The 21,169-nt window shown below is 60.9% G+C and carries 24 protein-coding genes; 15 read left to right on the top strand and 9 right to left on the bottom strand.

The annotated features are described in order from the left end of the window. Positions 1–123 precede the first annotated feature (123 nt). The 7 genes from BA011_RS05055 to BA011_RS05085 are packed head-to-tail and all read left to right on the top strand — an operon-like array spanning position 124 to position 9,657. Positions 124–1,077 (top strand): carbohydrate ABC transporter permease, encoded by a 954-nt coding sequence (locus BA011_RS05055; RefSeq protein ID WP_065279635.1) that lies wholly within the window; start codon positions 124–126, stop codon positions 1,075–1,077. Then, positions 1,074–2,042 carry a carbohydrate ABC transporter permease gene (locus tag BA011_RS05060; RefSeq protein WP_065279636.1) on the top strand — a complete coding sequence of 323 codons (969 nt, stop codon included), beginning with the start codon at positions 1,074–1,076 and terminating at the stop codon, positions 2,040–2,042. Before BA011_RS05055 ends, BA011_RS05060 begins: the two co-directional genes overlap by 4 nt. A 3-nt stretch (positions 2,043–2,045) precedes the next feature. Continuing rightward, positions 2,046–3,161, top strand: a complete 1,116-nt coding sequence (locus BA011_RS05065; RefSeq protein ID WP_065279637.1) for an ABC transporter ATP-binding protein — start codon at positions 2,046–2,048, stop codon at positions 3,159–3,161. 15 nt (positions 3,162–3,176) lie between these two features. Next, positions 3,177–4,721: a GMC oxidoreductase gene (locus tag BA011_RS05070; protein ID WP_065279638.1), complete on the top strand. Its 1,545-nt coding sequence runs from the start codon at positions 3,177–3,179 to the stop codon at positions 4,719–4,721. 1 nt (position 4,722) lies between these two features. Further along, positions 4,723–6,378: a GMC family oxidoreductase gene (locus tag BA011_RS05075; protein ID WP_065279639.1), complete on the top strand. Its 1,656-nt coding sequence runs from the start codon at positions 4,723–4,725 to the stop codon at positions 6,376–6,378. Positions 6,379–6,402: 24 nt separating this feature from the next. Beyond that, a complete protein-coding gene (locus BA011_RS05080) occupies positions 6,403–7,572 on the top strand; it encodes a Gfo/Idh/MocA family protein (RefSeq protein ID WP_065279640.1) in 1,170 nt (389 codons plus the stop codon). Between the two features lie 6 nt (positions 7,573–7,578). Then, positions 7,579–9,657 carry an FAD-binding protein gene (locus tag BA011_RS05085; RefSeq protein ID WP_065279641.1) on the top strand — a complete coding sequence of 693 codons (2,079 nt, stop codon included), beginning with the start codon at positions 7,579–7,581 and terminating at the stop codon, positions 9,655–9,657. 29 nt (positions 9,658–9,686) lie between these two features. Here the strand turns inward: BA011_RS05085 and BA011_RS05090 are convergent, their stop codons facing one another. The 4 genes from BA011_RS05090 to BA011_RS05105 form a co-directional block, all read right to left on the bottom strand. Next, entirely contained in the window at positions 9,687–9,869 is a 183-nt protein-coding gene (locus BA011_RS05090) for a hypothetical protein (protein WP_003547647.1), read from the bottom strand. 105 nt (positions 9,870–9,974) lie between these two features. Beyond that, a complete protein-coding gene (xth, locus tag BA011_RS05095; RefSeq protein WP_065282415.1) occupies positions 9,975–10,769 on the bottom strand; it encodes an exodeoxyribonuclease III in 795 nt (264 codons plus the stop codon). 39 nt (positions 10,770–10,808) lie between these two features. Further along, positions 10,809–11,210 carry a GFA family protein gene (locus tag BA011_RS05100; protein WP_065279642.1) on the bottom strand — a complete coding sequence of 134 codons (402 nt, stop codon included), beginning with the start codon at positions 11,208–11,210 and terminating at the stop codon, positions 10,809–10,811. 10 nt (positions 11,211–11,220) lie between these two features. Further along, positions 11,221–11,718, bottom strand: a complete 498-nt coding sequence (locus tag BA011_RS05105; protein ID WP_065279643.1) for a hypothetical protein — start codon at positions 11,716–11,718, stop codon at positions 11,221–11,223. Between the two features lie 271 nt (positions 11,719–11,989). On the opposite strand from BA011_RS05105, the gene BA011_RS41100 reads away from it, so the two are divergent. Next, positions 11,990–12,484, top strand: a complete 495-nt coding sequence (locus BA011_RS41100; RefSeq protein ID WP_151343386.1) for a hypothetical protein — start codon at positions 11,990–11,992, stop codon at positions 12,482–12,484. A 22-nt stretch (positions 12,485–12,506) separates the two neighbouring features. Here BA011_RS41100 and BA011_RS05110 read toward each other — a convergent pair whose 3' ends face one another. The 3 genes from BA011_RS05110 to BA011_RS44135 all read right to left on the bottom strand — a co-directional run bounded on the left by BA011_RS05110 (position 12,507) and on the right by BA011_RS44135 (position 14,760). After that, on the bottom strand, positions 12,507–13,130 hold the full coding sequence (locus BA011_RS05110; protein WP_065279644.1) for a response regulator: 624 nt from the start codon (positions 13,128–13,130) through the stop codon (positions 12,507–12,509). 2 nt (positions 13,131–13,132) lie between these two features. Further along, positions 13,133–14,521 carry a sensor histidine kinase gene (locus BA011_RS05115; RefSeq protein ID WP_065279645.1) on the bottom strand — a complete coding sequence of 463 codons (1,389 nt, stop codon included), beginning with the start codon at positions 14,519–14,521 and terminating at the stop codon, positions 13,133–13,135. A gap of 62 nt (positions 14,522–14,583) precedes the next feature. Continuing rightward, a complete protein-coding gene (locus BA011_RS44135; RefSeq protein ID WP_186806501.1) occupies positions 14,584–14,760 on the bottom strand; it encodes a hypothetical protein in 177 nt (58 codons plus the stop codon). 161 nt (positions 14,761–14,921) lie between these two features. On the opposite strand from BA011_RS44135, the gene BA011_RS05120 reads away from it, so the two are divergent. After that, positions 14,922–15,770 carry a class I SAM-dependent methyltransferase gene (locus BA011_RS05120; RefSeq protein ID WP_065279646.1) on the top strand — a complete coding sequence of 283 codons (849 nt, stop codon included), beginning with the start codon at positions 14,922–14,924 and terminating at the stop codon, positions 15,768–15,770. 90 nt (positions 15,771–15,860) lie between these two features. Here the strand turns inward: BA011_RS05120 and BA011_RS05125 are convergent, their stop codons facing one another. Further along, complete coding sequence (locus tag BA011_RS05125; RefSeq protein ID WP_065279647.1) at positions 15,861–16,127, bottom strand: hypothetical protein; 267 nt, start codon at positions 16,125–16,127, stop codon at positions 15,861–15,863. A gap of 198 nt (positions 16,128–16,325) precedes the next feature. Here BA011_RS05125 and BA011_RS05130 point away from each other — a divergent pair, with 198 nt between their 5' ends. The 5 genes from BA011_RS05130 (at position 16,326) to BA011_RS05145 (ending at position 18,932) form a co-directional block, all read left to right on the top strand. Beyond that, on the top strand, positions 16,326–16,721 hold the full coding sequence (locus tag BA011_RS05130; RefSeq protein ID WP_065282416.1) for a DUF1236 domain-containing protein: 396 nt from the start codon (positions 16,326–16,328) through the stop codon (positions 16,719–16,721). A 116-nt stretch (positions 16,722–16,837) separates the two neighbouring features. Further along, the gene (locus BA011_RS05135; RefSeq protein WP_065279648.1) at positions 16,838–17,710 is read left to right on the top strand and encodes a DUF1236 domain-containing protein; all 873 of its coding nucleotides are present in this window, start codon (positions 16,838–16,840) and stop codon (positions 17,708–17,710) included. Positions 17,711–17,759: 49 nt separating this feature from the next. Next, a complete protein-coding gene (locus BA011_RS44140; protein ID WP_186806502.1) occupies positions 17,760–17,927 on the top strand; it encodes a hypothetical protein in 168 nt (55 codons plus the stop codon). Then, positions 17,924–18,505 (top strand): BA14K family protein, encoded by a 582-nt coding sequence (locus BA011_RS05140; RefSeq protein ID WP_065279649.1) that lies wholly within the window; start codon positions 17,924–17,926, stop codon positions 18,503–18,505. Before BA011_RS44140 ends, BA011_RS05140 begins: the two co-directional genes overlap by 4 nt. 112 nt (positions 18,506–18,617) lie before the next feature. Continuing rightward, positions 18,618–18,932 (top strand): hypothetical protein, encoded by a 315-nt coding sequence (locus BA011_RS05145; RefSeq protein WP_065279650.1) that lies wholly within the window; start codon positions 18,618–18,620, stop codon positions 18,930–18,932. A 135-nt stretch (positions 18,933–19,067) separates the two neighbouring features. Here BA011_RS05145 and BA011_RS05150 read toward each other — a convergent pair whose 3' ends face one another. After that, the gene (locus BA011_RS05150) at positions 19,068–19,961 is read right to left on the bottom strand and encodes a LysR family transcriptional regulator (protein WP_065279651.1); all 894 of its coding nucleotides are present in this window, start codon (positions 19,959–19,961) and stop codon (positions 19,068–19,070) included. A 119-nt stretch (positions 19,962–20,080) separates the two neighbouring features. Between BA011_RS05150 and BA011_RS05155 the strand changes: the two genes are divergently transcribed. Next, positions 20,081–21,082, top strand: coding sequence for a L,D-transpeptidase family protein (locus tag BA011_RS05155; RefSeq protein ID WP_065279652.1), 1,002 nt, complete (start codon positions 20,081–20,083; stop codon positions 21,080–21,082). The last annotated feature ends 87 nt before the right edge of the window (positions 21,083–21,169 follow it).

A 21,169-nucleotide genomic window follows, 5' to 3' on the forward strand; every position in this document is an offset into this window, starting at 1 on the left:
ATTTGTGATGACAATGCTTCCCCGCCTGCTGGCGGGGAAGCTTCAGGCTCCACGCCGATCATGCAGGGATGATCATGCGGGGCCGATTGCCCGGACGATCATGCAGGCAGGAGATGACATTCCATGAGCACCGTTGCGACCACCGATCCGGTTCTGACGCCGAGGCAATCGACGGGGGTCTCGTTGAGGGGCCGGCTGCAGGATGCGCTGCCGAAGATCGTGCTGGCGCCGAGCTTCGTCATCACCATCATCTTCGTCTACGGCTTCATCGTCTGGACGGCCTATCTGTCGTTTACCAATTCCAAGACATTCCCCTCCTATGCGCTGACCGGGGCACGCGCCTATCAACGGCTGTGGCGCTGGACCTTCGAGAGCGATCCGCCGTCTTCCTGGTACACCTCGATCACCAACATGGCGATCTTCGGCTTCCTCTATATCGGCATCTGCCTGGCGCTCGGTCTGTTCCTCGCCATCCTGCTCGACCAGAAGATCCGCGGTGAGAGCGTGTTGCGGCCGATCTTCCTCTATCCGATGGCGCTCTCCTTCATCGTGACAGGCGTTGCCTGGAAATGGTTCCTCGATCCCGGCCTCGGGCTGGAACAGACGCTGCACCATTTTGGCTGGACGAGCTTCCACTTCGACTGGATCAAGAACAAGGACTTCGTCATCTACACCGTCGTCATCGCCGGTGTCTGGCAGGCATCCGGCTTCGTCATGGCGATGTTCCTGGCGGGGCTGCGCGGCATCGACGGCGAGATCATGAAGGCGGCCCAGATCGACGGCGCCTCGCCATTCCAGCTCTATCGCCGCATCGTCATCCCGCTGCTGCGGCCGATCTTTCTCTCCGCCTTCATCGTGCTCGCCCATATGGCGATCAAGTCCTACGACCTGGTGGTGGCGCTGACCTCGGGCGGCCCCGGCGGCTCGGCCTGGCTGCCGTCGAACTTCATGTATGAATATACCTTCAAGCGCAACGAGATGGCCGTCGGCTCGGCCAGCGCCATCATCATGCTGATGACGATCTCGGCGATCATCGTCCCCTATCTCTATTCCGAACTGAAGGAGAAGGCGCGATGAGCAGCGTGACCTCTCCGATAGCAGCCTCGGCAACGCTGCCGCAGACCAGCGACAGCAGGAACAACAACACCCGCTGGATCGGCCGCACCGTCATCTACGGCCTGCTGCTGATCTTTGCCGTCCTCTACCTGATGCCGCTCTTCGTCATGCTGACGACCTCGTTCAAGACCATGGACGAGATCCAGGGCGGCAACATGCTGGCGCTGCCGCAATCGCCGACCTTCGATCCCTGGATCAAGGCCTGGGGCGAGACCTGCGTCGGGCTCACCTGCGCCGGCATCAAGGGCTACTTCTGGAACTCGATCAAGATGGTGGTGCCGGCTGTCGCGATCTCCACCATCATGGGGGCGCTGAACGGTTATGTGCTGACCAAGTGGCGCTTTCCCGGCCACACGCTGGTGTTCGGGCTGATGCTGTTTGCCTGCTTCATCCCGTTCCAGTCGGTGCTGTTGCCGATGGCAACGATCCTCGGCTCGCTCGGCCGCTTCGGTATGACGCTGCAGAACGCCATGGGCTGGAACTTCGGCTTCGGCAATCCGACGATCAATCTGGTCTTCGTGCATGTCGTCTATGGCCTCGGCTTCACGACGCTGTTCTTCCGCAATTTCTACGAGGCCTTTCCGACCGAGCTGGTCAGGGCCGCCCAGGTCGATGGCGCCAGCTTCTTCCAGATCTTCCGCCGCATCATGCTGCCGAACTCGCTGCCGATCATCGTCGTCACGGTGATCTACCAGTTCACCAATATCTGGAACGACTTCCTGTTTGCGTCTGCCTATGCCGGCACCGGCGAATCCATGCCGATGACGGTGGCGCTGAACAATGTCGTCAACACCTCGACGGGCGTCGTCGAATACAATGTCAACATGGCGGCTGCGATGATCGCCGCCGTGCCGACGCTCATCGTCTATATCCTCGCCGGCCGCTACTTCGTGCGCGGTCTGATGGCGGGCGCTGTCAAAGGGTAATCCATGGCCTTCCTCGAAATCTCCGGTCTCAAAAAGCGCTTCGGCGCCGTCGACATTCTCAAGGGGATCGACCTCGAACTCGAAAAGGGCGGCTTTCTCGTGCTGGTCGGCCCGTCCGGCTGCGGCAAGTCCACCCTGCTCAACACCATTGCCGGGCTGGAGACGATCACCTCTGGCGATATCCGGATCGACGGGCGCGACATCAGCGGCCTGCATCCCTCCAAGCGCGACATCGCCATGGTGTTCCAGTCCTATGCGCTCTATCTGAACATGACGGTGGCGGGCAACATCGCCTTCGGCATGGAGATCCGCGGCGTGCCGAAGGAGGAGCGTGCCAGGGCGATCGCCCAGGTCTCCGACATGCTGCAGATCGGCCATCTGCTCGACCGCAAGCCGAGCCAGCTCTCCGGCGGCCAGCGCCAGCGTGTCGCCATGGGCAGGGCCTTGGTGCGCAATCCGCAGGTCTTCCTGTTCGACGAGCCGCTCTCCAATCTCGATGCCAAGCTGCGGGTCGACATGCGCACCGAGATCAAGCGGCTGCATCAGCGCATGGGCACCACCTTCGTCTATGTCACCCATGACCAGATCGAGGCGATGACGCTGGCGACCAAGATCGCCGTGCTGAAGGACGGCGTGCTGCAGCAGTTCGGCACGCCGGCCGAGATCTATAACAGCCCTTCCAACATCTTCGTCGCCGACTTCATGGGATCGCCGGCGATGAACCTCTTGACCGCCACCGTCGAGAACGGCGCCGGCGGGCTGGAAGTCTCGCTGGAGCGGCCGAATGCCGCCCCGCTGAGATTGCCGGTCATATCAGGCAATGACGGCCTGACTGCCTATACCGGCAAACAGGTGATCTTCGGCATCCGGCCGGAGGCGCTAACCGATCCCGATGGCGCCGACCGCAAGGCGCGCTCGCTGACCGAGGGCGACTGCCTGATCGAGGTGGTCGAACCGGCAGGCTCCGACACCTTCGCCGTCACCAAGCTCGGCGGCAAATCCGTCGTCGCCCGCCTGCGCGCCGATACCGGCATCGCTCCCGGACAAAACACCCGCCTCGCCTTCAATCTCGATAAGGCCGTCTTCTTCGATCCGGACACACAGGCGCGGATCGCTTGAGGGCCAGGTGCTAACATGAGCGGTTCACCTGACATCGTCATCATCGGTTCAGGCGTCGGCGGCGCCACGGTCGCGGCCGGTCTGGCCGTGACCGGTGCGCAGATATTGATCCTCGAAGCCGGCGACCATATCGCCGACCTTCCTGTTAATCGCGACCAGCGCGCGATCTTCCAGCGGGGACATTTTCGACCGAAGGAAACCTGGTACGAGGCAAGCGGCAAGGGGTTCAATCCCGGCAACTACTACAATGTCGGCGGGAATTCGAAGTTCTACGGCGCCGTGTTGTCACGTTATCGCAAGCAAGATTTCGACGTCATCCAGCACCGGGAGGGCGTGTCGCCGGCCTGGCCGTTTCCGTATGAGGTGCTGGAGCCGTGGTACTGCCAGGCCGAACGCATGTATCAGGTCCGCGGCAGCCTTGGCGAAGACCCCACAGAACCGCACCACTCGGCTTCCTACGAGTACCCGCCCGTCCCGGACGAGGCGCCGATCGCCGATATCAGGGCGCGCCTCAAGCGGAAAGGCCTGCATCCGTTTTCCCTGCCGCTCGGCCTCGATCTTGACGCCTGGCTCTCCAAAGCACGCACACCATGGGATGCGCATCCGAACGCCCGCGACGGCAAGATGGATGCCGAGACCGCAGCCCTTGCAGTGGCGCTGAGGCACGAGAACGTCCGGCTCGAAACCAATGCGCGGGTGACGGGGCTTGACACGGGAGCGGGGAGCCGGATCGACCGGGTGACCTACATCAAGAACGGGGAGACGCTGACTGTTTCGCCTGAGATCGTGATCCTCTCCGCCGGGGCGGTCCAATCATCAGTGCTTTTGCTGCGTTCGAAAAACGACCGCTTCCCAAAGGGTCTGGCGAATTCTTCCGACCAGGTGGGCCGCAACTTCATGAACCACAATGCCTCCGCGGTCATCGGGGTCTCGCCGCGGTTCAGCAACACCTCCATCTACCAGAAGACGTTTGCCTTCAACGACTTCTATCTCTCCGACGGGGAGGGAGGGCCGCCCCTCGGCAACGTGCAGCTCCTGGGGCGCATCTCCGAGAGAGTTCTCAAGGGCTCTCTGCCCCAGGCTCCGGAATGGCTTCTGCGCTTCATCACCGGCCATGCCATCGACTTCTATGCGATGAGCGAGGACGTTCCCAATCCCGAAAGCCGAGTCATGGTGGATGGAGACCGGATTATTCTCCAATGGCAGCGAACCAATTGGGACGCTCATCTCGCGCTTGTCGCCAGGCTGAAGGCAATACTGAAGTCGATCGGGTTTCCGATCGTGCTGGCGAGGCCCTTCGACAAGCGCACGCCCTCCCATCAGTGCGGAACGATCCGCATCGGAAACGATCCCGCGGCTGCGCCGCTCGACGCGTATTGCCGGGCTTATGATCACGACAATCTCTTCGTCGTCGACGCGAGTTTCCTCCCCACATCGGCCGCTGTGAATCCTGCGCTCACTATCGCCGGCCAGGCACTGAGAGTGGCAGATCACATCGCGTCGAAGGACTTGCAGGCACGAGACGCGCTGGCAGACCGAACGGACAAAATAGGAAAGTAAGATGGGTTTCGACTATATCATCACCGGCGCCGGCCCTGCAGGATGCGTGCTTGCAAATCGGCTGAGCGAAGATCCAGATGTCAGAGTACTCCTGCTCGAGGCGGGTGGAGGCGACTGGAATCCGCTTTTTCACATGCCCGCGGGCTTCGCCAAGATGACCAAAGGCGTCGCCAGCTGGGGATGGGAAACCGTTCCCCAGAAGCACATGAAAGGCCGGGTGCTTCGCTATACGCAGGCGAAAGTCATTGGTGGCGGCTCGTCCATCAACGCACAGCTCTACACGCGTGGAAACGCGGTGGATTATGACCTCTGGGCTCGTGAAGACGGCTGCGAGGGCTGGGACTATCGTTCGATCCTTCCTTATTTCAAACGTGCGGAGGACAACCAGCGCTTCGCCGACGACTACCACTCCTATGGCGGTCCGCTCGGCGTCTCCATGCCTGCTGCGCCGCTGCCGATCTGCGACGCCTATATCCGTGCAGGGCAGGAGCTCGGCATTCCCTACAATCACGACTTCAACGGACGCCAGCAGGCAGGCGTGGGATTTTATCAGCTGACGCAGCGCAACCGTCGCCGGTCGTCGGCATCGCTCGCCTATCTCTCGCCGATCAAGGACCGGAAGAACCTGACGGTCAGGACGGGCACGCGCGTCGCGCGTATTATCGTGGAGGGAGCCCGTGCGACAGGCGTCGAGATCGTGACCTCGCACGGCCAGGAGATCGTGCGCGCCGACCGCGAAGTATTGGTTTCCTCCGGCGCCATCGGATCACCGAAGCTGCTTTTGCAGTCCGGCATAGGACCGGCCGACCATCTCAAGTCGGTGGGCGTCAAGGTGCTCCACGATCTGCCGGGTGTCGGCGGCAACCTCCAGGATCACCTGGATCTTTTCGTCATTGCCGAATGCACGGGCGATCACACCTATGATGGCGTCGCAAAATACCACCGGACCGTTTGGGCCGGGATTCAATATGTCCTGTTCCGCACAGGACCGGTTGCCTCGTCCCTCTTCGAGACCGGCGGCTTCTGGTACGTCGATCCGCAAGCCCGTTCTCCTGATATCCAGTTTCATCTCGGCCTGGGTTCGGGCATCGAAGCGGGTGTCGAACGGCTCAAGAATGCCGGCGTGACCCTTAACTCCGCCTATCTGCATCCGCGGTCGCGGGGGACGGTGCGTCTGTCAACCTCCGACCCGGCTGCCGCTCCATTGATCGACCCCAACTACTGGTCCGATCCTCACGACAGGACGATGTCCCTGGAAGGGCTGAAGCTCGCGCGCGAGATCATGCAGCAGGCGGCGCTGAAGCCCTATGTCATGGCCGAAAGGCTTCCCGGACCGAAGGTGATGACCGACGAGCAGCTTTTCGACTACGGCTGCGCCAACGCAAAGACCGACCATCATCCGGTGGGAACCTGCAAGATGGGGGTGGGACCCGATGCGGTTGTCGGACTTGATCTCAAGGTCCATGGCCTGGAAGGCCTCAGGGTCTGCGATTCATCCGTCATGCCGCGCGTGCCGTCATGCAATACCAACGCTCCGACGATCATGGTCGGCGAAAAAGGCTCGGACCTCATTCGGGGCTTGCCTGCACTTCCATCTGCCATCTTCGCCTACGAACGCAACGATACGCGGCCTCGGGCTCGCGCCGAAATCCGGTAGGCCATGTCGAGAGGAGAGACGACAATGTCTGAAGTCAGAGTTGCAGTGATTGGCGCATCGGGCTGGATGGGAAGGGTCCACACGATGGCCTATCAGACCTTTCCGCATTTCTTCGGAGTGTCGGACGGAACGGCACGGATCGTCGCTCTCGTCGAAGGTCCGTCGAAGACAGCCGGGGACCTTTCTCACAGGGCGCCGGGTGCAAGAATTCTTCAGGATTGGAATCTCGCGGTCGCTGATCCGGATGTCGATCTGATCGATATCTGCCTGCCTGACCATCTCCACTACGAGGTGGCCAAGGCGGCCTTGCTGGCCGGCAAACATGTCTATTGCGAGAAGCCGTTGGCAAACACCGCCGCCGAGGCGCGGGAACTGGCCGACATCGCCAGGGAAAAGGGTGTCATTACCCGCGTTGGACACGCCTTTCCTCGGAATCCCGTCCATGATCTGGCGAAAGATATCATTCAATCCGGCGAAATTGGCGAGATCAAGCTATTCCGCGGCTGCCAGCACGTCGACATGTATGGCGATCCGAACGCGCCCTTCATGTGGCGGGGCGACGGAAAGCTTGCGCCGACCGGGATCGTCGGTGATACCGGTTCGCACATCTTCAGCTTCATGGATTTCCTGGTCGGCCGCGTCAGTTCCCTGATCGCCGACAATCTCATCGTGACGCCGCGCCGGCCTGTCGTCGAAGGCCTTGCCTATGGCGAGCAGGTGAAGCTGACAGGCAATGAGACCTGGGCTGATATCACCAATCCCGATGCAACCAATCTGCTGTGCCGGTTCGAGAACGGCGCCGGCGGGATCGTCGATTTCAGCCGTGTCGCGACCGGCCGCAAGTTCATGCAGACCTATGAAATCTATGGAACGAAAGGCAGCATCGCCTATACCTATGACGAGATAAACCGGCTGCGCTTCTACTCCAACGACGACCTGACGGGACGTCGCGGCTTTCGCGAGATCGACGTGGGTCCTGAGAACCCCACTTTCCGGGCTTTCCTTCCTCTGCCGAATTTCGGCCTGGGCTACAATGAAAGCAAGATCATCGAGGTGGCCGAGGTGATCCGCTCGATCGTTGCAAACAGGCCGATGTGGCCGACATTCGATACAGGCCATCACATCTGCCAGATTGTCGACGCATGCATGGAGTCCTCCCGGCAAAGGCGCTGGGTCGACATCCCGCTGGGCTGAACGCCGATGACCACAGACGTTCCGCAGGAAATTCTTGACGCACTGACCGATGTCGACATGCCGCGGCTCCCAACCGAGCCCGGCCGTTCGGACGTGGTCCGGCTCGCCGGCGTCGAGGCGCCGATCTATCGAGCCGGTTGCGTCGTCGTCGGATCCGGCGCGGCGGGTCTGCGTGCGGCGGTGGAATTGAAACGGCGCGGCGACGACGTCGTCATTATCAGCCAAAGCGCGTGGGGTGGAACCTCGGCCTGTTCGGGATCGGACAAGCAGACTCTTCACACGGCAAACACGACCGATCAGGGCGACAATTACAAGGCAATGGCGCGCGCCATCCGCAGCGGCGGTGCGATGGACGAGGACACGGCCTATGTCGAGGCTGTAGGCTCGTCCCGGATGATGGCATCACTCCAGTTCTTAGGCCTGCCGCTGCCTCAAGATCCGCTTGGCGGGACGCTCAGATATCAGACCGACCATGACGAGGTCGGCCGCGCCACCAGTTGCGGCCCGCGCACCTCGCGCCTGATGGTCAAGGTGCTGGCCGAGGAAGCGATCCGGCTCGGAGTGCCGTTTTACAACCAGACCACCGCGGTAAAGATCCTTACCGAGGGCGCTGGCGGTGACCGTCACGTCGTCGGGATAGTCGCCATGCGCGCCAGCGACCGCAGGGAGGAGAACCCGCTGGGCCTTGCGCTGTTCTTCAGCGGCGTGATCGTGCTCGCCGCCGGCGGGCCGGGTGAACTCTATCGCGACAGCGTTTATCCCAACGGCTGCTTCGGCTCTCTCGGATTGGCGCTGGACGCAGGCGTCGAACTCGTCAACCTGACCGAAAGCCAGTTTGGCATCGGAACACGTAGGGAGGGATTCCCGTGGAATCTGTCAGGCACCTACGTCCAGGCGATCCCGCATATTTACTCGGTGGACGCCGAAGGCGCCGAGCATCACTTCCTGGCAGAATACTATCGCAGCACCCAGGAGCTGGCGTCGAACATCTTCCGCAAGGGCTATCAGTGGCCATTTCACGCGACACGCATGCTCGATTTCGGCTCGAGCCTGGTCGATCTGGCCATCTTCAGGGAGACCGCCGCGGGACGGCGCGTCTTCATGGACTTCAATCGCAATCCGCTGCCGGGGGACCTGTCGTTCAGCTTGGAAAGACTGGATGAAGACGTCCGTCTCTATCTCGGCAAGGCCGGTGCCGACCAGGACATGCCGATCGATCGGTTGAAGCATATGAACCCGCTCGCGATCGAACTCTATCGCCGCTCCAAAATCGACATTGCCGAGGAGCCGCTGGAATTTGCCGTCAACAATCAGCACATGAACGGCGGCATCATGGTCGATACCTGGGGCCGCAGCAGTCTCGGCGGCTGTTACGCGGTCGGAGAGGCGGCGGGCACACACGGCGTGACGAGGCCGGGTGGAGCGGCGCTCAATGCCGGGCAAGTCTTCGGTACGCGCGCGGCGGAGCACATCAGCGCGAGTGGCAGGGCAAAGCGGTCGGCGGCAGATGACATCGCCGATATCGCAGAGGCGGGCATCGCCGACCTCCTTGCGGTCCTTCGGACCGAGAGCCCGCACACCGTCAAATCTATCCGTTCGCAAGTACAGGCGCGAATGAGTGAAAAGGCTGGCATCCTCTGCGATCAGGAAAGTGTCAGCGGCGCCCTGCTCGAAGCACGCAAGCTGAATGCTGAAATTCGCGATAACGGCGTCGCCTACGGTCGAGCAGCGGAGGCGGTTCGCGGCGTGCAATGGTGGCATATGGCGCTTGCTTCGGAAGCCGTGCTCAGCGCGCTTGATTTCTTCATTCGCAACGGCGGCGGCAGCCGCGGGGCGCGGGCGATATGCGACGCGGAAGGCGAATCTCTCCCGCTGGCGCGCTCAGGACCGTTGCAGGATTATCGCTTCCAGAAAGAACGCGAAGCGCATCGCAAAGAGCAGATCGTCGTTCGTCTTGATGGGAATGAGATCAGGCTTTCAACGCGTGCGAACCGCACATTCGATGAAAGCGCCAGATCCTTCTTCGAGCGAGACTGGCCAGCCTGGCTGACCGGTCGCATCTATGATCTTGGCATAGATGAATAAAACTGCGCGTCACGTGCGAGATATTCCGATCAATCGGGATTCGGAACCGGCGGCGGAACCCGTACGCGCTCCGTGTCGTCGGAGCCTTCGGCGATGGCTTCCTCGCTTTTGCGCACGTGCCTCGGCGGGTCCTTTCCTTCGACAGGCTTCGGCGACAGCTGGTCGTCGGCCTGGATCTCGTCGGTGTTCAGGTAGTTCTTGCTTTCGCCCATGGCGTTACTTTCGGTTGGAGAATTGTGGGGCAGGGATGCCGTCCCGCGCTTTGGGATAACTCTCGGCGACGTGACAGGTTCCCTCGCTCCCGAGCGGCCTACGGCTTACAGATCTGCTCCAGCTTCGGAAACGTCGAGCTCGATCATGACGGGCGCGTGGTCGCTCGTATGCTCCCAGCTGCGCGGCTTTCTCCTGACGGTTGCTGATCGAAGCAACGGGGCGACTGCCGGACTGAGCAGGAAGTGATCGATCCGAAGCCCGGCGTCACGTTCGAAGCTGTTCCGCCAGTATTTCCAGAAGGTGTAGACGCGCTCTCCCGGATGCAGGTGCCTCACGGCATCAGTCCAGCCCTGGGCGACGAGATGAGCATAGGCCTCGCGCACTTCCGGCCTGAATAGGGCATCGTCCAGCCATCGCTCCGGCTTGTAGACGTCGATCTCCGTCGGCATGACGTTGAAGTCGCCGGCCAGGATCGAAGGCACTTCGAGCTCGAGGAGTTCGGCGGCGTAGTCCTGCAGACGGCGGAACCAGCGCAGTTTGTAATCGAACTTTGCTCCTGGAAACGGATTGCCGTTGGGAAGATACAGGCATCCGACCAGGATGCCGTCGACGGCAGCTTCGATATACCGGCTGTGGGTATCGTCAGGATCGCCGGGAAGACCGCGACGCGTCAGTATCGGTGTCTTGCCCTTCGCCAGGATGGCAACCCCGTTCCAGGATCTCTGTCCGTGCCAGATGGCGCCGTAGCCGGCCTGTTCGATCTCCTTTCGCGGAAACCTGGCATCGTCTGTCTTCAGTTCCTGGAGGCAGACCACATCAGGGACATCCTCCTTGAGCCAGCGCAGCAGGATCTCCAGCCGCCCATTGATGCCGTTGACATTGTAGGTTGCGATTTTCATGAGGCCCCCGCAAGAAGCCCGGGCGATGCCGGGCAACATCTAAAAGCGCTCCTGAGTTTCCTCCTCAGGAAGTCCCCCTCCGCAATCGGCCCAATCAAGGCGGCTCTCCACACCGTAATGTCCCGCAGGGCTGATCTTCTCCGGGCGGTCGAGCGAGCCGACAGTCACCCGGATCAGTTCGTCGCCGTCGTACTGAAGATAGAGTGGTGTTCCGCACTTGCCGCAGAAGCCGCGCGTGGCGATCGGCGACGATCGGTACGATGTGGGCGTATCGGCCGTCCAGGCAAGATCGTCGATCCTCGCCTGAACCAGGACCGCGAAAGGGCCTCCCGTCGCCTTCTTGCACATATCCCAATGGCAGTATCCCGAATGCGGCGGATCACCGTCGAATTCGTACCGGCAGGATCCGCAAAGACAGCCGCCAGTCCATCGCGCTGCCATGGCTGGCTCCTCAACGCGTCGCGCCAAAGACGAAGGCGAGACCGGCGACGATCGCTGCGGCCGTCAGCGGCTGCCGGCGTATGCGATCCTCGAGATCATGGACGAATGTGCGGGCTTCGGCCTTTGCCAGGCGAGCAGATCCGGACGCCAGTTCCGATGCGGACTCGGCGACGCGGCTTGCTTCTCTCTGAAGAGACCGCATTCCTTGGCGATCGACATCGGAGGCCTCGGAGGAGCGGGCGGTGTCGCCGGTCGAGCGTAGAGCTTGATCGACAAACGGATATTGCTCGTCAAGCCTGGTGGGATCCGGCTCCCGCTTCACACGCTCAGCCGCCTCGACGTCGCTGCGACCGGCAGGAATAGAAGTATGAGTGGCAGACACGGGGTCGGACGCAGGAAATGTATCCTCGATTGCTTTGTCGAGTTCGCCTTTTCGCGCCTGCTTCCGCTGCTCTGCCTGTTCTTTTCGCAGGGACTGGACTGCGGGGGATTCGTTTGGGTTTGCCATGGAAGTTTCCTCTGTTGCACCTTGAACAGACAAAGCGGCGAAAAGCGGAGAAGTTCCATAGAAGGTACGAACGGACGCCAGCAGAGGAACGCTTGCGGCGCCACCGTGCGGCGTTTTTCCGATGAAAAGCATTGCACTCGGCGAGAGGCGGACCAAAGTCTTGCCGCACCTACTACCTAGGTCGGTTGCATTCTTTACTTGGAACAGCGAAAAGTCTCATACGTCGTATTGCATGGGAAGCGGGCAACGAACGGACAAACGAGGCTATGGCATGAGTATCCGGAAACGCGATTTTCTGAGATTGGGCGGCAGTGCGGCCGTCGCTCTCATCGCTGCTGCATCACCAGTCAGTTTAAATTTCGGCGGTTTCCTTCCTGTTCTGGCGGCGGACTTTGCGCAGGCAAAGGACGGCAACAACGGTAATGGTGGAGGGAATGGCAACGGCGGCGGTGGTGGCAATGGGAACGGGGGAGGGAATGGCAATAGTGGCGGCAGCGGCAACGGCAATAGCGGTTCGGGAAACGGCAATGGTGGAAATTCCGCCGGTGGTGGGGGATCGTCTTCCTCTAGCACAGGATCGCCAGCAAGATCGGGCGCGAGAGCAACAGCGGCGTCCGATGGCTCCATCGACGTCCGCCATTCGAACGGCATAACTGAAACCCTGCAACGCGGTCGCTACGTTATGAAGGACTCGAAGGGCCGGACAATTATCAGTCGACAAGCAACGGCAAACGATGCCCGCCGATTGAGCCGCTTTCTTCGCTGACGTTAGGCGGTGATAATTCGTCTCAGCGCCGTTCGCGCCACTGTAGAGCCGCCTCGGTCCGGTTTGAGGCGCCGAGCTTGCTCAGGATTTGGGTCATATGGTGCTTCACGGTCTTTTCCTGCAGGCTGAGACGCAAGCCGATATGCTTGTTTGACAAGCCTTGAGCGACAAGATCCATCACCTCGCGTTCCCGTGGCGTCAGGCTGCTTTTGTCGGAGGTTCCGCCATTCAACGAATTCTCCATGACTTTCGCCGACATCGTCGGCGAGATATATCGCGAGCCACGCAGGACGGTTTGGATTGCTTCGGCGAGGCCACGCGAACCAACACCTTTCAGAACATAACCCATCGCGCCCCGTTGCAGAGCTCCCAGTAAAGTGTCCACCTCCTCGGATACCGTCAACATCAGCACTTTCGTTGTAGGGCTCCGCGCCAACACGTCACTGATCGCAGACAGCCCACCGCCGGGCATCGAGACATCGAGGAGCATGATGTCGGGGTGGTTGTCCGAAGCGATCATCGCGGCATCATCGCTGCTGGCCCCCTCGCCAACGACGATAAAGCCGCTGATCTCCGACAGGCTACGCGTTACACCCTCGCGAAAAAGCGGATGATCGTCCACGACGCCGATGGTGATTGCTGTCATCCCTACTCTCCCACTTCCATTGGCTCGAAGATCATGGTCACGGTCGTTCCTCCTTCGCCTGTCTTGATGTCGAAAGATCCTCCCAGGCTGTCGATGCGCTCCCGCAACCCCACGAGGCCAAGGCTCGTTGGCCTCACCTCGGTCGGATCGAAGCCGTCGCCGCGATCGCTGACCTCGACACGGACATGACCCTTGTGCGAGACGGCCCTGACAGCCTGCTGCACGCCGCCGCCGTGGCGATAAGCGTTGTTCAAGGCTTCCTGAACGAAGCGATAGATACAGATCTTTACGGCGGGGGGAAGTTCCGGTCCATCCTCGTCGATAACAGTTTCGACATGGCTTTCGCTCTTGTGTTGATGCGCTTCGACGACCCGCGTGACGATCTCGGTGATTGAGGATTTTTCGATGTGTGGAAGCACCAGTCCGCTGCAGATATTGCGGATCTCGGTCATCGCTTCGGCAAGGCTCGAGCGTATCCAGGCAAGCTCCTTTTCGCGTGCTTCGGGCTGGGTGGAGGCATTGATCAACACGTCGCTGTCCAGGCGCAATGAGGCATAGGCGATGTGCTGGGCCGGACCGTCGTGCAGATCTGCACCGATGCTGCGCAAATAGGTTTCGTTCAGCGCTGCCGCCCGCTGCGAGGCGCGCTGCAGCCGACGCTGTAGCCCGCGGTTTTCCGCCAGCAGCGCAGACAGTTCGGTGACCCGTTCCTTGAGGTCCTTGCGCTGCGCCTCGATCGTGCGGCTACCCCGGAACACCAGAACGGAGAGAACAAGGAAAAAGGTCGCCGTCAGAGCGGTGACGGCGCCCCAACTCCGGAGCCTGGCATGCGCCAGACTATCGCCCAATCCTTCTGCCGTCTCGTAGAACTCAAGGACGGCGACTGCCTGTCCGGACCAGGGCTGGAGCACCGGGTTATAGATCTCCATCAACGGCTTGCCGAGCGCGCGCTCCTTATCGCTTTCCGGATCGCTGGCAATTTCGTAGCGCGCGACGAGAGACCCTGCGAATGCCCTCTGCAGCTTGTCGCTGACCGCAAACTTCCTGCCCACCAGCTCCTTCTCGTTCGAATAGAGGATGGTGCCGTCGCTTCGCCACAGCTTGAACGAAACAAGGCGTTTGCCGAGTGCACCCTGGCCGAGCGTCTCGTCCAGAGCCAGAGCACTCGCTTCATCAAGCAGTGATTCTGTTTGCATATCGGGAAGGAGCGGTGCGATTACGCTATCCACATAAAGCGCCGTTGCCGCTCCCGAATTGTGGATGACGGTTTCCTCGATGAGGTGGCTCACGAAAAGGCCCACCACCAGCATTGCGGCGATCGATATGAGCCCACCCGCAATGAAGAACTGGGAGGCAAGTGAGCGGGCATTCCAGCGGCGAAGCCAATTCATTTTGATACCGATAATAGACTTGCCGATGAGCCTACCGCGTCTTCAGAGTTTTCCAAACAGCGTCAGGGCAAATTCCTCGTGTCGAACACCTCGGCGCCTCTTATGCTCTCGGTCAACCCGACGGTATCGCCGGACATGGCCGCGCCGAAGACGTAGAGAAGGGCAGCCAGAACGACAACAAGTGCGAAGACGGACGCGTTGCACGCGTCATTCACTCGGGATCTATGACTCTGGGGCATGTTGGATCTCCTTGGTCTCTTTCGAAACGGAGCGATCCCGATCCGCGTTCCACTCCAGGGACTTCGGTCGGACAGGGCTGGGACCAAGGTCTGACGCTCATAGACATCAACGGATTCAGTCATATTTCACGATCGACAGACCAAGGTTTGGAGGCTTGTACGTGACGATTTCCGCAGATATCGACGGCGGCATCAGCGCCGCACCTGCCGTTTTTCCGGCGCCGTTCGAGGAAGACGTTGCCGACTTTTACGAGGCCTTTCTCGTGCCCATACTCTTCGAGCCTTATGCGTCGGAGATGGCGATCGTCGCCGAACGGTTGAAACCCGGCAGCGTTCTCGAGGTTGCTGCGGGGACCGGCGCCTTGACACGCGCTCTGCGGGCGACACTCGATCATGCAACAGAGCTCGTTGCCACCGATCTCAGTCAGGCGATGATCGACGTCGGGGCACCATCGCTGACGATGTCGCGGACTCACTGGATGCACGCCGACGCGCAAAATCTCCCCTTCGCGCCCTCGATGTTCGATCTCGTCGTCTGCCAGTTCGGGGTGATGTTCTTTGCGGATAAGCTCAAGGCCTATGGCGAGGCTGCAAGAGTGTTGCGGAGCGGCGGTCGTTTCCTGTTTGCGACCTGGGATTCGCTTTCTGCTAACGACTTCGCGAGATATGTGGACGAAACCCTGGCAGGCCTCTTTCGGTCCGACCCGCCGGACTTTCTAAGTCGCCTGCCATATTCCTATTTCGACCCTCATACGATCAAGGCGCATATGTCTTCGGCTGGATTTGATTCGGTTTCCTGCGATCGGATCGAGTTGACCTCCGTCGCGGCCGCGCACGACGTCGCTGCAGCCTTCTGTCAAGCCACTCCGCTCAGGGGAGAGATCGAAAAGCGGGCGCCGGGGCGCATTCTGGAGATCGTCGACGAAGTGGCCGAGCAACTGGAATCGCGCCACGGAGTGCGTCCGTGCGGCGGCATGAGTGCGTTGGTCGTCGTCGGCCGTGTTTCATAATTCTCGTCAGCGTTGCGGCGGCAATCAAGCGGTTCCTCCATATTGATTTCCAAAAGTTCCTGCCCGCCGAGATATGACGGCTCACCGGGGTCAGCTTGTGCGTTGCGCGTAGGAAGGCTCGCACATGGCTCGGATGACGTGCCGTTCTATTTCCGAGCAGGTCTCGTCATATTCCCGTACAAGGTTCGGATTGAACCGCTGCCGTCGAACTGCGTCGCGTGCTTCGACGGCCATCTGGTAGGCTTCGAAGAGCTCGAGCTGCCACGGGTCGCGGCTTTCCATGATCAGCTTGCGCATCTGCGGCAGGCGCATCGCCAGGCGCCTGCGTCCCGCCTCCCGACGGTTGGATCGTGCCATCTCCTTCAGTCTCCTCAATGCCCGCGACCACAGGGCCTTCCGATCCGCAATTAGCGCCGGCGACCGATATTGAAATGGGTTTAGGACCAAAGGCCGGGGCCGATCGGACTGAGGTCCGGGGCGTGGAACGACCCTGGGCTCCAGCTAGTTGGTTTGCCAGCGGTCACGAAGGCCGCCTCGAAACAGAAGGAGGAGAAAATGCTCTCCAAGCTTATCGTCGGTGCGGCTGCCGCGACCCTCATGTCGGGCGCCGCATTTGCCCAGTCCTCGACCGTCAATGGTGCCGCCGGTGGCGCGGTTACCGGTGCGATCGTCGGCGGTCCAGTCGGCGCTGCTGTCGGCGGCGTTGCCGGCGCAGTCGTTGGTACGGCGATCGATCCGCCGCCCCAAAAGGTCATCACCTATGTCCGCGAGGCTCCGGCCCCGTCGGCGCGCGTGGTCGTCAAGGAGAAGGTTGTCGTCGGCCAGCCCCTGCCGGAGACGGTCGTCGTGACGCCTATTCCGGATGACCCGACCTATGCTTACGCGGTGGTCAATGATGAACGTGTCATCGTCGAGCCGTCGTCCCGCAAGGTGATCCAGGTTATCAAGTGACCTGATCCTACGCGGTCTCTGCCGCGTCTTGCCTCTCAACATCATCGTTAGAACCTGAGAACCGCCGCACGACGGACGACAGCGTCGTCGTGCGGCCAAAAAGCAGAGAGATTGTTATGAAGACCAAAACACTCGCCGTGCTGATGACGGCACTGTCGATCGGCGTTTCGCCGGTGGGCATCATTTCCGCCGTGGCGCAGGACGCGCCGATTCTTCCCAAGAAAGGTGCTGCTCAAAACGACCAATCCAGCGGCGGCGCGACCCAGCAACCGGATGCGGGCGGTGCCTCCTCGGGCGGCGCGGGAGTATCGAGCGAGCAAGCCACGCAGCCTTCCGGCTCCGACGGAAGCTCGTCGGGTGCGTCGAGCGGAACCTCCACGGATGGATCTTCCGATCAGACGACAACTCAGCCCGGAGCTAAGAAGCAGTCCGGAAGCTCGACCGAAACCGGCTCCGGTGCCGCAGGCACGGACGCCTCAGGCGGAAGCCCGGACAGTTCGAAGTCTTCCAAGTCGGGACAGTCCTCGACGGAAAGCCAGAAGCCTGCCGGCAGCCAGGACACTGGCACGTCGACCGGCTCCGATGAAACCCAGAAGTCCGGCGACGCGAAGTCTTCCAGCGGCTCGACCGAGACCCAGTCGAACAGCAAGACGAAGGCCGAGAACAACAACCCATCCGTCGACAGCAACACTGAGAACACCACGAAGACTGAGACGAGCAATACGACCGACGTGAACATCTCCGTCGAACAGCAGACGGAAATCCGCAGCGTCGTGAAGGAGGTTCATGTCGAGCCGGTTCGGGAGGCGGATTTCACGGTCTCGGTCGGCACCACCATCCCGAAGAAGATCAGGCTCGAGCCGCTGCCGCCGCGGATCGTGGAAATTGTACCGCAGTACAAGGCCTACCGTTTCTTCCTTCTCGCGGATGGCCGGATCGTCATCGTCGATCCTTCCGCATTCACGATCGTCTACATCATTTCGGCATAACGGGCAGTGCCCGGCGGCGGCCTCCGCCGCCGGGGCCAAGGAGAGGAACATGATCTATTCCGAAGAGAAATCCGGTGGTCTGGCCTTGCCGCTGATCGTCATCCTGCTGGCAATGGCCGTTATTCTCGCGGTGCTTGTTGCCACAGGCGGCCGACAGGGCAGTACCTCCGGCCGCGTCTGGGTTCCACAGGCTCAACAGCAGGGGTCGGGACAATGAAAGCCATCGCATCCGTTGCCTTTGGGATCTTGAGCTCGGTCGGGGCTTGCATGGCTGCTGCATCTGTCGCGTCCCACGTCGTGGCGGATTCCGAGCCCCACGCTTTCAATGACCTTGCAGCGCCCGATCTCTGGACGACGGCGCCGGTGAAAGTCGATCCTCGGCAGCAGCGCTATGAGCGAATTCCGCCTCTCTATTCCAGCTATGTCACCGAGGCATCGGCCGTCATTACCGCAAGGGCCAGGCCGGAACCCGTTCGCCCGACGGCCGAACGTCAGACACCCCAGCCAGAATTTTCGGTCGAGCATCTTGCCTGGTGTGCGGACCGCTACCGCTCTTTCGACCCCGCGACGAACAGTTATCGTTCCTATAGCGGCGAGACCCGCGAGTGCATGTCGCCGTTCCAGCGGATCGTCGCGGGGGCTGATGAAGGCATCGGCACGAAAGTAAATGCACAGGCGGCAGCCCGGTGCGCCGCTCGCTACAAGTCGTATCGAGCGGAAGACAATACGTATCAACCATGGGACGGACCGCGGCGCAGTTGCGACGTGTCGGATCTCGTAGCGGCGAGCAACTGATGTGCTCGCGCGGTGCGTACCCGATTGCACGACCTGGTCAGTCGGACTAAAGTCCGTGTTGCAAACGCTACGGTTGTGATACCTGGTTGCATTCAGAGCTTGGAGAGCGGGGATGGCGACGGCGCTGATAACGGAAATCCAGCAGGCACAGACAAGGCTTCCGCTCTTGAGCCGGGCAGACCGTGGAGCCCTTATCGTTCGCATTCTCCGCGAGCTGAAGACGCATCGGCGAGAGGTTCTCGGACATGTGCCGGCCGAGCGCTGCGTTTGGATCGACAAGCTGATCGCGTCCGTGTCCTCGACGATATCGGAAATCGCCAACATGCAGGACGCCGAGTTCAATCGCGTCTTGAATGAGTTCGAAAAGCTTATAGCGACGCTCGATGACATTTCGGATACCGAGAAGCGGTCGAAGACAATTCACTGAGAGGGTCACCAGCGGGCGGCCAAATGAGCGCCTCACCGGAAGCGATCCCTGCGCGTCGGCGTTTTCCTTCCATGATGCGTTACATCGAATATGCAGCCATCCAAAGGGCGCCGTAGAAAAGACGATGACCTATCGTCAGGCTCGATGGCGCAGGGCGTCGACGAGCGCCACGAAAGCCGGAGAGGACTGCCTTCTGCTGGGATAGTAGAGATGGTAGCCATCCCAGTGTGGCGAAAAGGCTTCCAGCACGCGTCTCAGACGGCCTTCCGCGATATGAGGTAGCGCGACGTCTTCCGGTACGTATGCCAGGCCAAGTCCGTCCAGCGCCGCTTCCACACTCTGATAGGAGTTATTGAAGGCAAGCTGTCCCTCGACCCTGATCCTGATCTCTTTCCCGTTGTCTTCGAACTCCCATGCCCAGAAGCCGCCATATGTGGGCAGGCGCTCGTTGATACAGTTGTGGCGGACGAGGTCCTGCGGATGCTCCGGAACCCCCTTGCCCTCGAAATATGAGGGTGCTCCGACGACGGCAAAAGGGAAATCAGGCCCGATGCGTGTCGAGATCATGTCTTTCGCCACCTGCTCCCCCATCCGGACGCCGCCGTCGAAGCGCTCGGTCACGATGTCAGACAGCCCGTTTTCGCGTATCAGCTCCACTTTGATGTCAGGGTTGTTCGGCAGGAAGCGCTGGAGTTTCGGCCAGATGATCCACCTTATTGCGTGGTCTGATGCCGTGATGCGGAGGTTCCCGGCCGGCTTTTCCCTGAATTCGGTGAGGGTTTCAAGTTGCGCCTCGATCTCGTCGAAATGAGGCCCCACGCCTTGGAACAACCGCTCTCCGGCGTCGGTGAGCGAAACGGCCCGCGTGGTACGGGTCAGCAGCCGGATTCCGAGCCGTGTCTCGAGCTGGCGGACAACGTGGCTGAGCGCCGATTGAGACACGCCCAGCTTCGCAGCCGCTCGCGTAAAATTCTTCTCTCGGGCGACCGCCAGAAAAGCCAGCAGGTCATTGACGCTCTCGCGCGGCATTCACGAGCTCCTTCGGATCGAATGGCCGTTGTACTGAATTTGCTGAGGCTGGACATTGAAATCATCGTGAACACCCGCCTGGCTCTGTTCGCACTGGAACAAGTTGCGCCGCTGGCCATTTGTCGTCCATGAAAACAGCCCTGCCGATGTCGCTGCTCGCTCTGGCCTTCTCCGTTGGCGGTGCTGTCGCGCGCGAACTCCGACCCGAAGAAATCAATACCGCGTCGATTGCGTCCATCGGGACTGAGAAATCTGGGCCGGGAGATCCAGACCCGGCGATCGTCCGTCTTCAGGTTCTGCTCGACCGTGCAGGCTCGTCTCCCGGCGTGATCGACGGCCTCTCGGGCGAAAACGTCGACAAGGCCGTGGCCGGCTTCGAGGCGATGAACAACCTGCCTGTCGATGGGAGGCTCGATCCAGAGGTCGCCTCCCGCCTGGAAGGCAATGCCCCGATCGTTGAGAGCTATGTCGTCTCGGCAGAGGATGCCGCGGGTCTCGTTGACAAGATCCCTGAAGACTATGGCGAGAAGGCAAAGATGCAAAGCTTGGGATATACGAGCGTTGCCGAGAAACTGTCCGAGCGGTTCCACATGGGTATCGATCTCGTGCATGCGCTCAACCCGGCTTCGCAGTTTGCTCCTGGCGACACGGTGTGGGTGGTGAACCCGGGTCCTCCAAGGGAAGGGAGGGTCAAGAGGATCGAGGCTGACAGGAAGACCGGGCAGGTGCTCGCCTATGCTGCGGATGGATCGCTGCTTGCAGTCTATCCCGCAACGATCGGAAGCGAAGACAATCCGGCGCCGTCAGGCAAGCACAAGGTTAAGGGCGTCGCACGGATGCCGGTCTACAGATATGACCCGAAGCGCAACTTCAAGCAGGGAAAGAACGACAAGGTCCTGACGATCCCGAAGGGGCCGAACGGTCCTGTTGGTACGGTCTGGATCGACCTGACTGAGCCCACCTATGGGATACATGGGACACCGGAGCCGAAGCTCATCGACAAGGTGGGATCGCATGGCTGCGTGCGGCTGACGAACTGGGATGCCGAAGAGTTGGCGGCTATGGTCAAGCCAGGGGTCGTGGTGGACTTCGTCAATCGAAGTTCAGCCACGCCGAAATGAGGGGGAAGATATTGAAAATCCCACTCTTCTCTGCTTCTCACTGACGACTTCCTGCTCAGCGCCTGCGCATAGGCCGTGCCGCCTGCA

This window comes from Rhizobium leguminosarum (genome assembly GCF_001679785.1).
GTDB lineage: Bacteria > Pseudomonadota > Alphaproteobacteria > Rhizobiales > Rhizobiaceae > Rhizobium > Rhizobium leguminosarum_R.

Excerpts from the sequence above, each read along its gene's own strand:
- BA011_RS05055 (WP_065279635.1), top strand. The coding sequence starts at position 124 with ATGAGCACCGTTGCGACCACCGATCCGGTTCTGACGCCGAGGCAATCG.
- BA011_RS05060 (WP_065279636.1), top strand. The coding sequence starts at position 1,074 with ATGAGCAGCGTGACCTCTCCGATAGCAGCCTCGGCAACGCTGCCGCAG.
- BA011_RS05065 (WP_065279637.1), top strand. The coding sequence starts at position 2,046 with ATGGCCTTCCTCGAAATCTCCGGTCTCAAAAAGCGCTTCGGCGCCGTC.
- BA011_RS05070 (WP_065279638.1), top strand. The coding sequence starts at position 3,177 with ATGAGCGGTTCACCTGACATCGTCATCATCGGTTCAGGCGTCGGCGGC.
- BA011_RS05075 (WP_065279639.1), top strand. The coding sequence starts at position 4,723 with ATGGGTTTCGACTATATCATCACCGGCGCCGGCCCTGCAGGATGCGTG.
- BA011_RS05080 (WP_065279640.1), top strand. The coding sequence starts at position 6,403 with ATGTCTGAAGTCAGAGTTGCAGTGATTGGCGCATCGGGCTGGATGGGA.
- BA011_RS05085 (WP_065279641.1), top strand. The coding sequence starts at position 7,579 with ATGACCACAGACGTTCCGCAGGAAATTCTTGACGCACTGACCGATGTC.
- BA011_RS05090 (WP_003547647.1), bottom strand. The coding sequence starts at position 9,869 with ATGGGCGAAAGCAAGAACTACCTGAACACCGACGAGATCCAGGCCGAC.
- xth (WP_065282415.1), bottom strand. The coding sequence starts at position 10,769 with ATGAAAATCGCAACCTACAATGTCAACGGCATCAATGGGCGGCTGGAG.
- BA011_RS05100 (WP_065279642.1), bottom strand. The coding sequence starts at position 11,210 with ATGGCAGCGCGATGGACTGGCGGCTGTCTTTGCGGATCCTGCCGGTAC.
- BA011_RS05105 (WP_065279643.1), bottom strand. The coding sequence starts at position 11,718 with ATGGCAAACCCAAACGAATCCCCCGCAGTCCAGTCCCTGCGAAAAGAA.
- BA011_RS41100 (WP_151343386.1), top strand. The coding sequence starts at position 11,990 with ATGAGTATCCGGAAACGCGATTTTCTGAGATTGGGCGGCAGTGCGGCC.
- BA011_RS05110 (WP_065279644.1), bottom strand. The coding sequence starts at position 13,130 with ATGACAGCAATCACCATCGGCGTCGTGGACGATCATCCGCTTTTTCGC.
- BA011_RS05115 (WP_065279645.1), bottom strand. The coding sequence starts at position 14,521 with ATGAATTGGCTTCGCCGCTGGAATGCCCGCTCACTTGCCTCCCAGTTC.
- BA011_RS44135 (WP_186806501.1), bottom strand. The coding sequence starts at position 14,760 with ATGCCCCAGAGTCATAGATCCCGAGTGAATGACGCGTGCAACGCGTCC.
- BA011_RS05125 (WP_065279647.1), bottom strand. The coding sequence starts at position 16,127 with ATGGCACGATCCAACCGTCGGGAGGCGGGACGCAGGCGCCTGGCGATG.
- BA011_RS05130 (WP_065282416.1), top strand. The coding sequence starts at position 16,326 with ATGCTCTCCAAGCTTATCGTCGGTGCGGCTGCCGCGACCCTCATGTCG.
- BA011_RS05135 (WP_065279648.1), top strand. The coding sequence starts at position 16,838 with ATGAAGACCAAAACACTCGCCGTGCTGATGACGGCACTGTCGATCGGC.
- BA011_RS44140 (WP_186806502.1), top strand. The coding sequence starts at position 17,760 with ATGATCTATTCCGAAGAGAAATCCGGTGGTCTGGCCTTGCCGCTGATC.
- BA011_RS05140 (WP_065279649.1), top strand. The coding sequence starts at position 17,924 with ATGAAAGCCATCGCATCCGTTGCCTTTGGGATCTTGAGCTCGGTCGGG.
- BA011_RS05145 (WP_065279650.1), top strand. The coding sequence starts at position 18,618 with ATGGCGACGGCGCTGATAACGGAAATCCAGCAGGCACAGACAAGGCTT.
- BA011_RS05150 (WP_065279651.1), bottom strand. The coding sequence starts at position 19,961 with ATGCCGCGCGAGAGCGTCAATGACCTGCTGGCTTTTCTGGCGGTCGCC.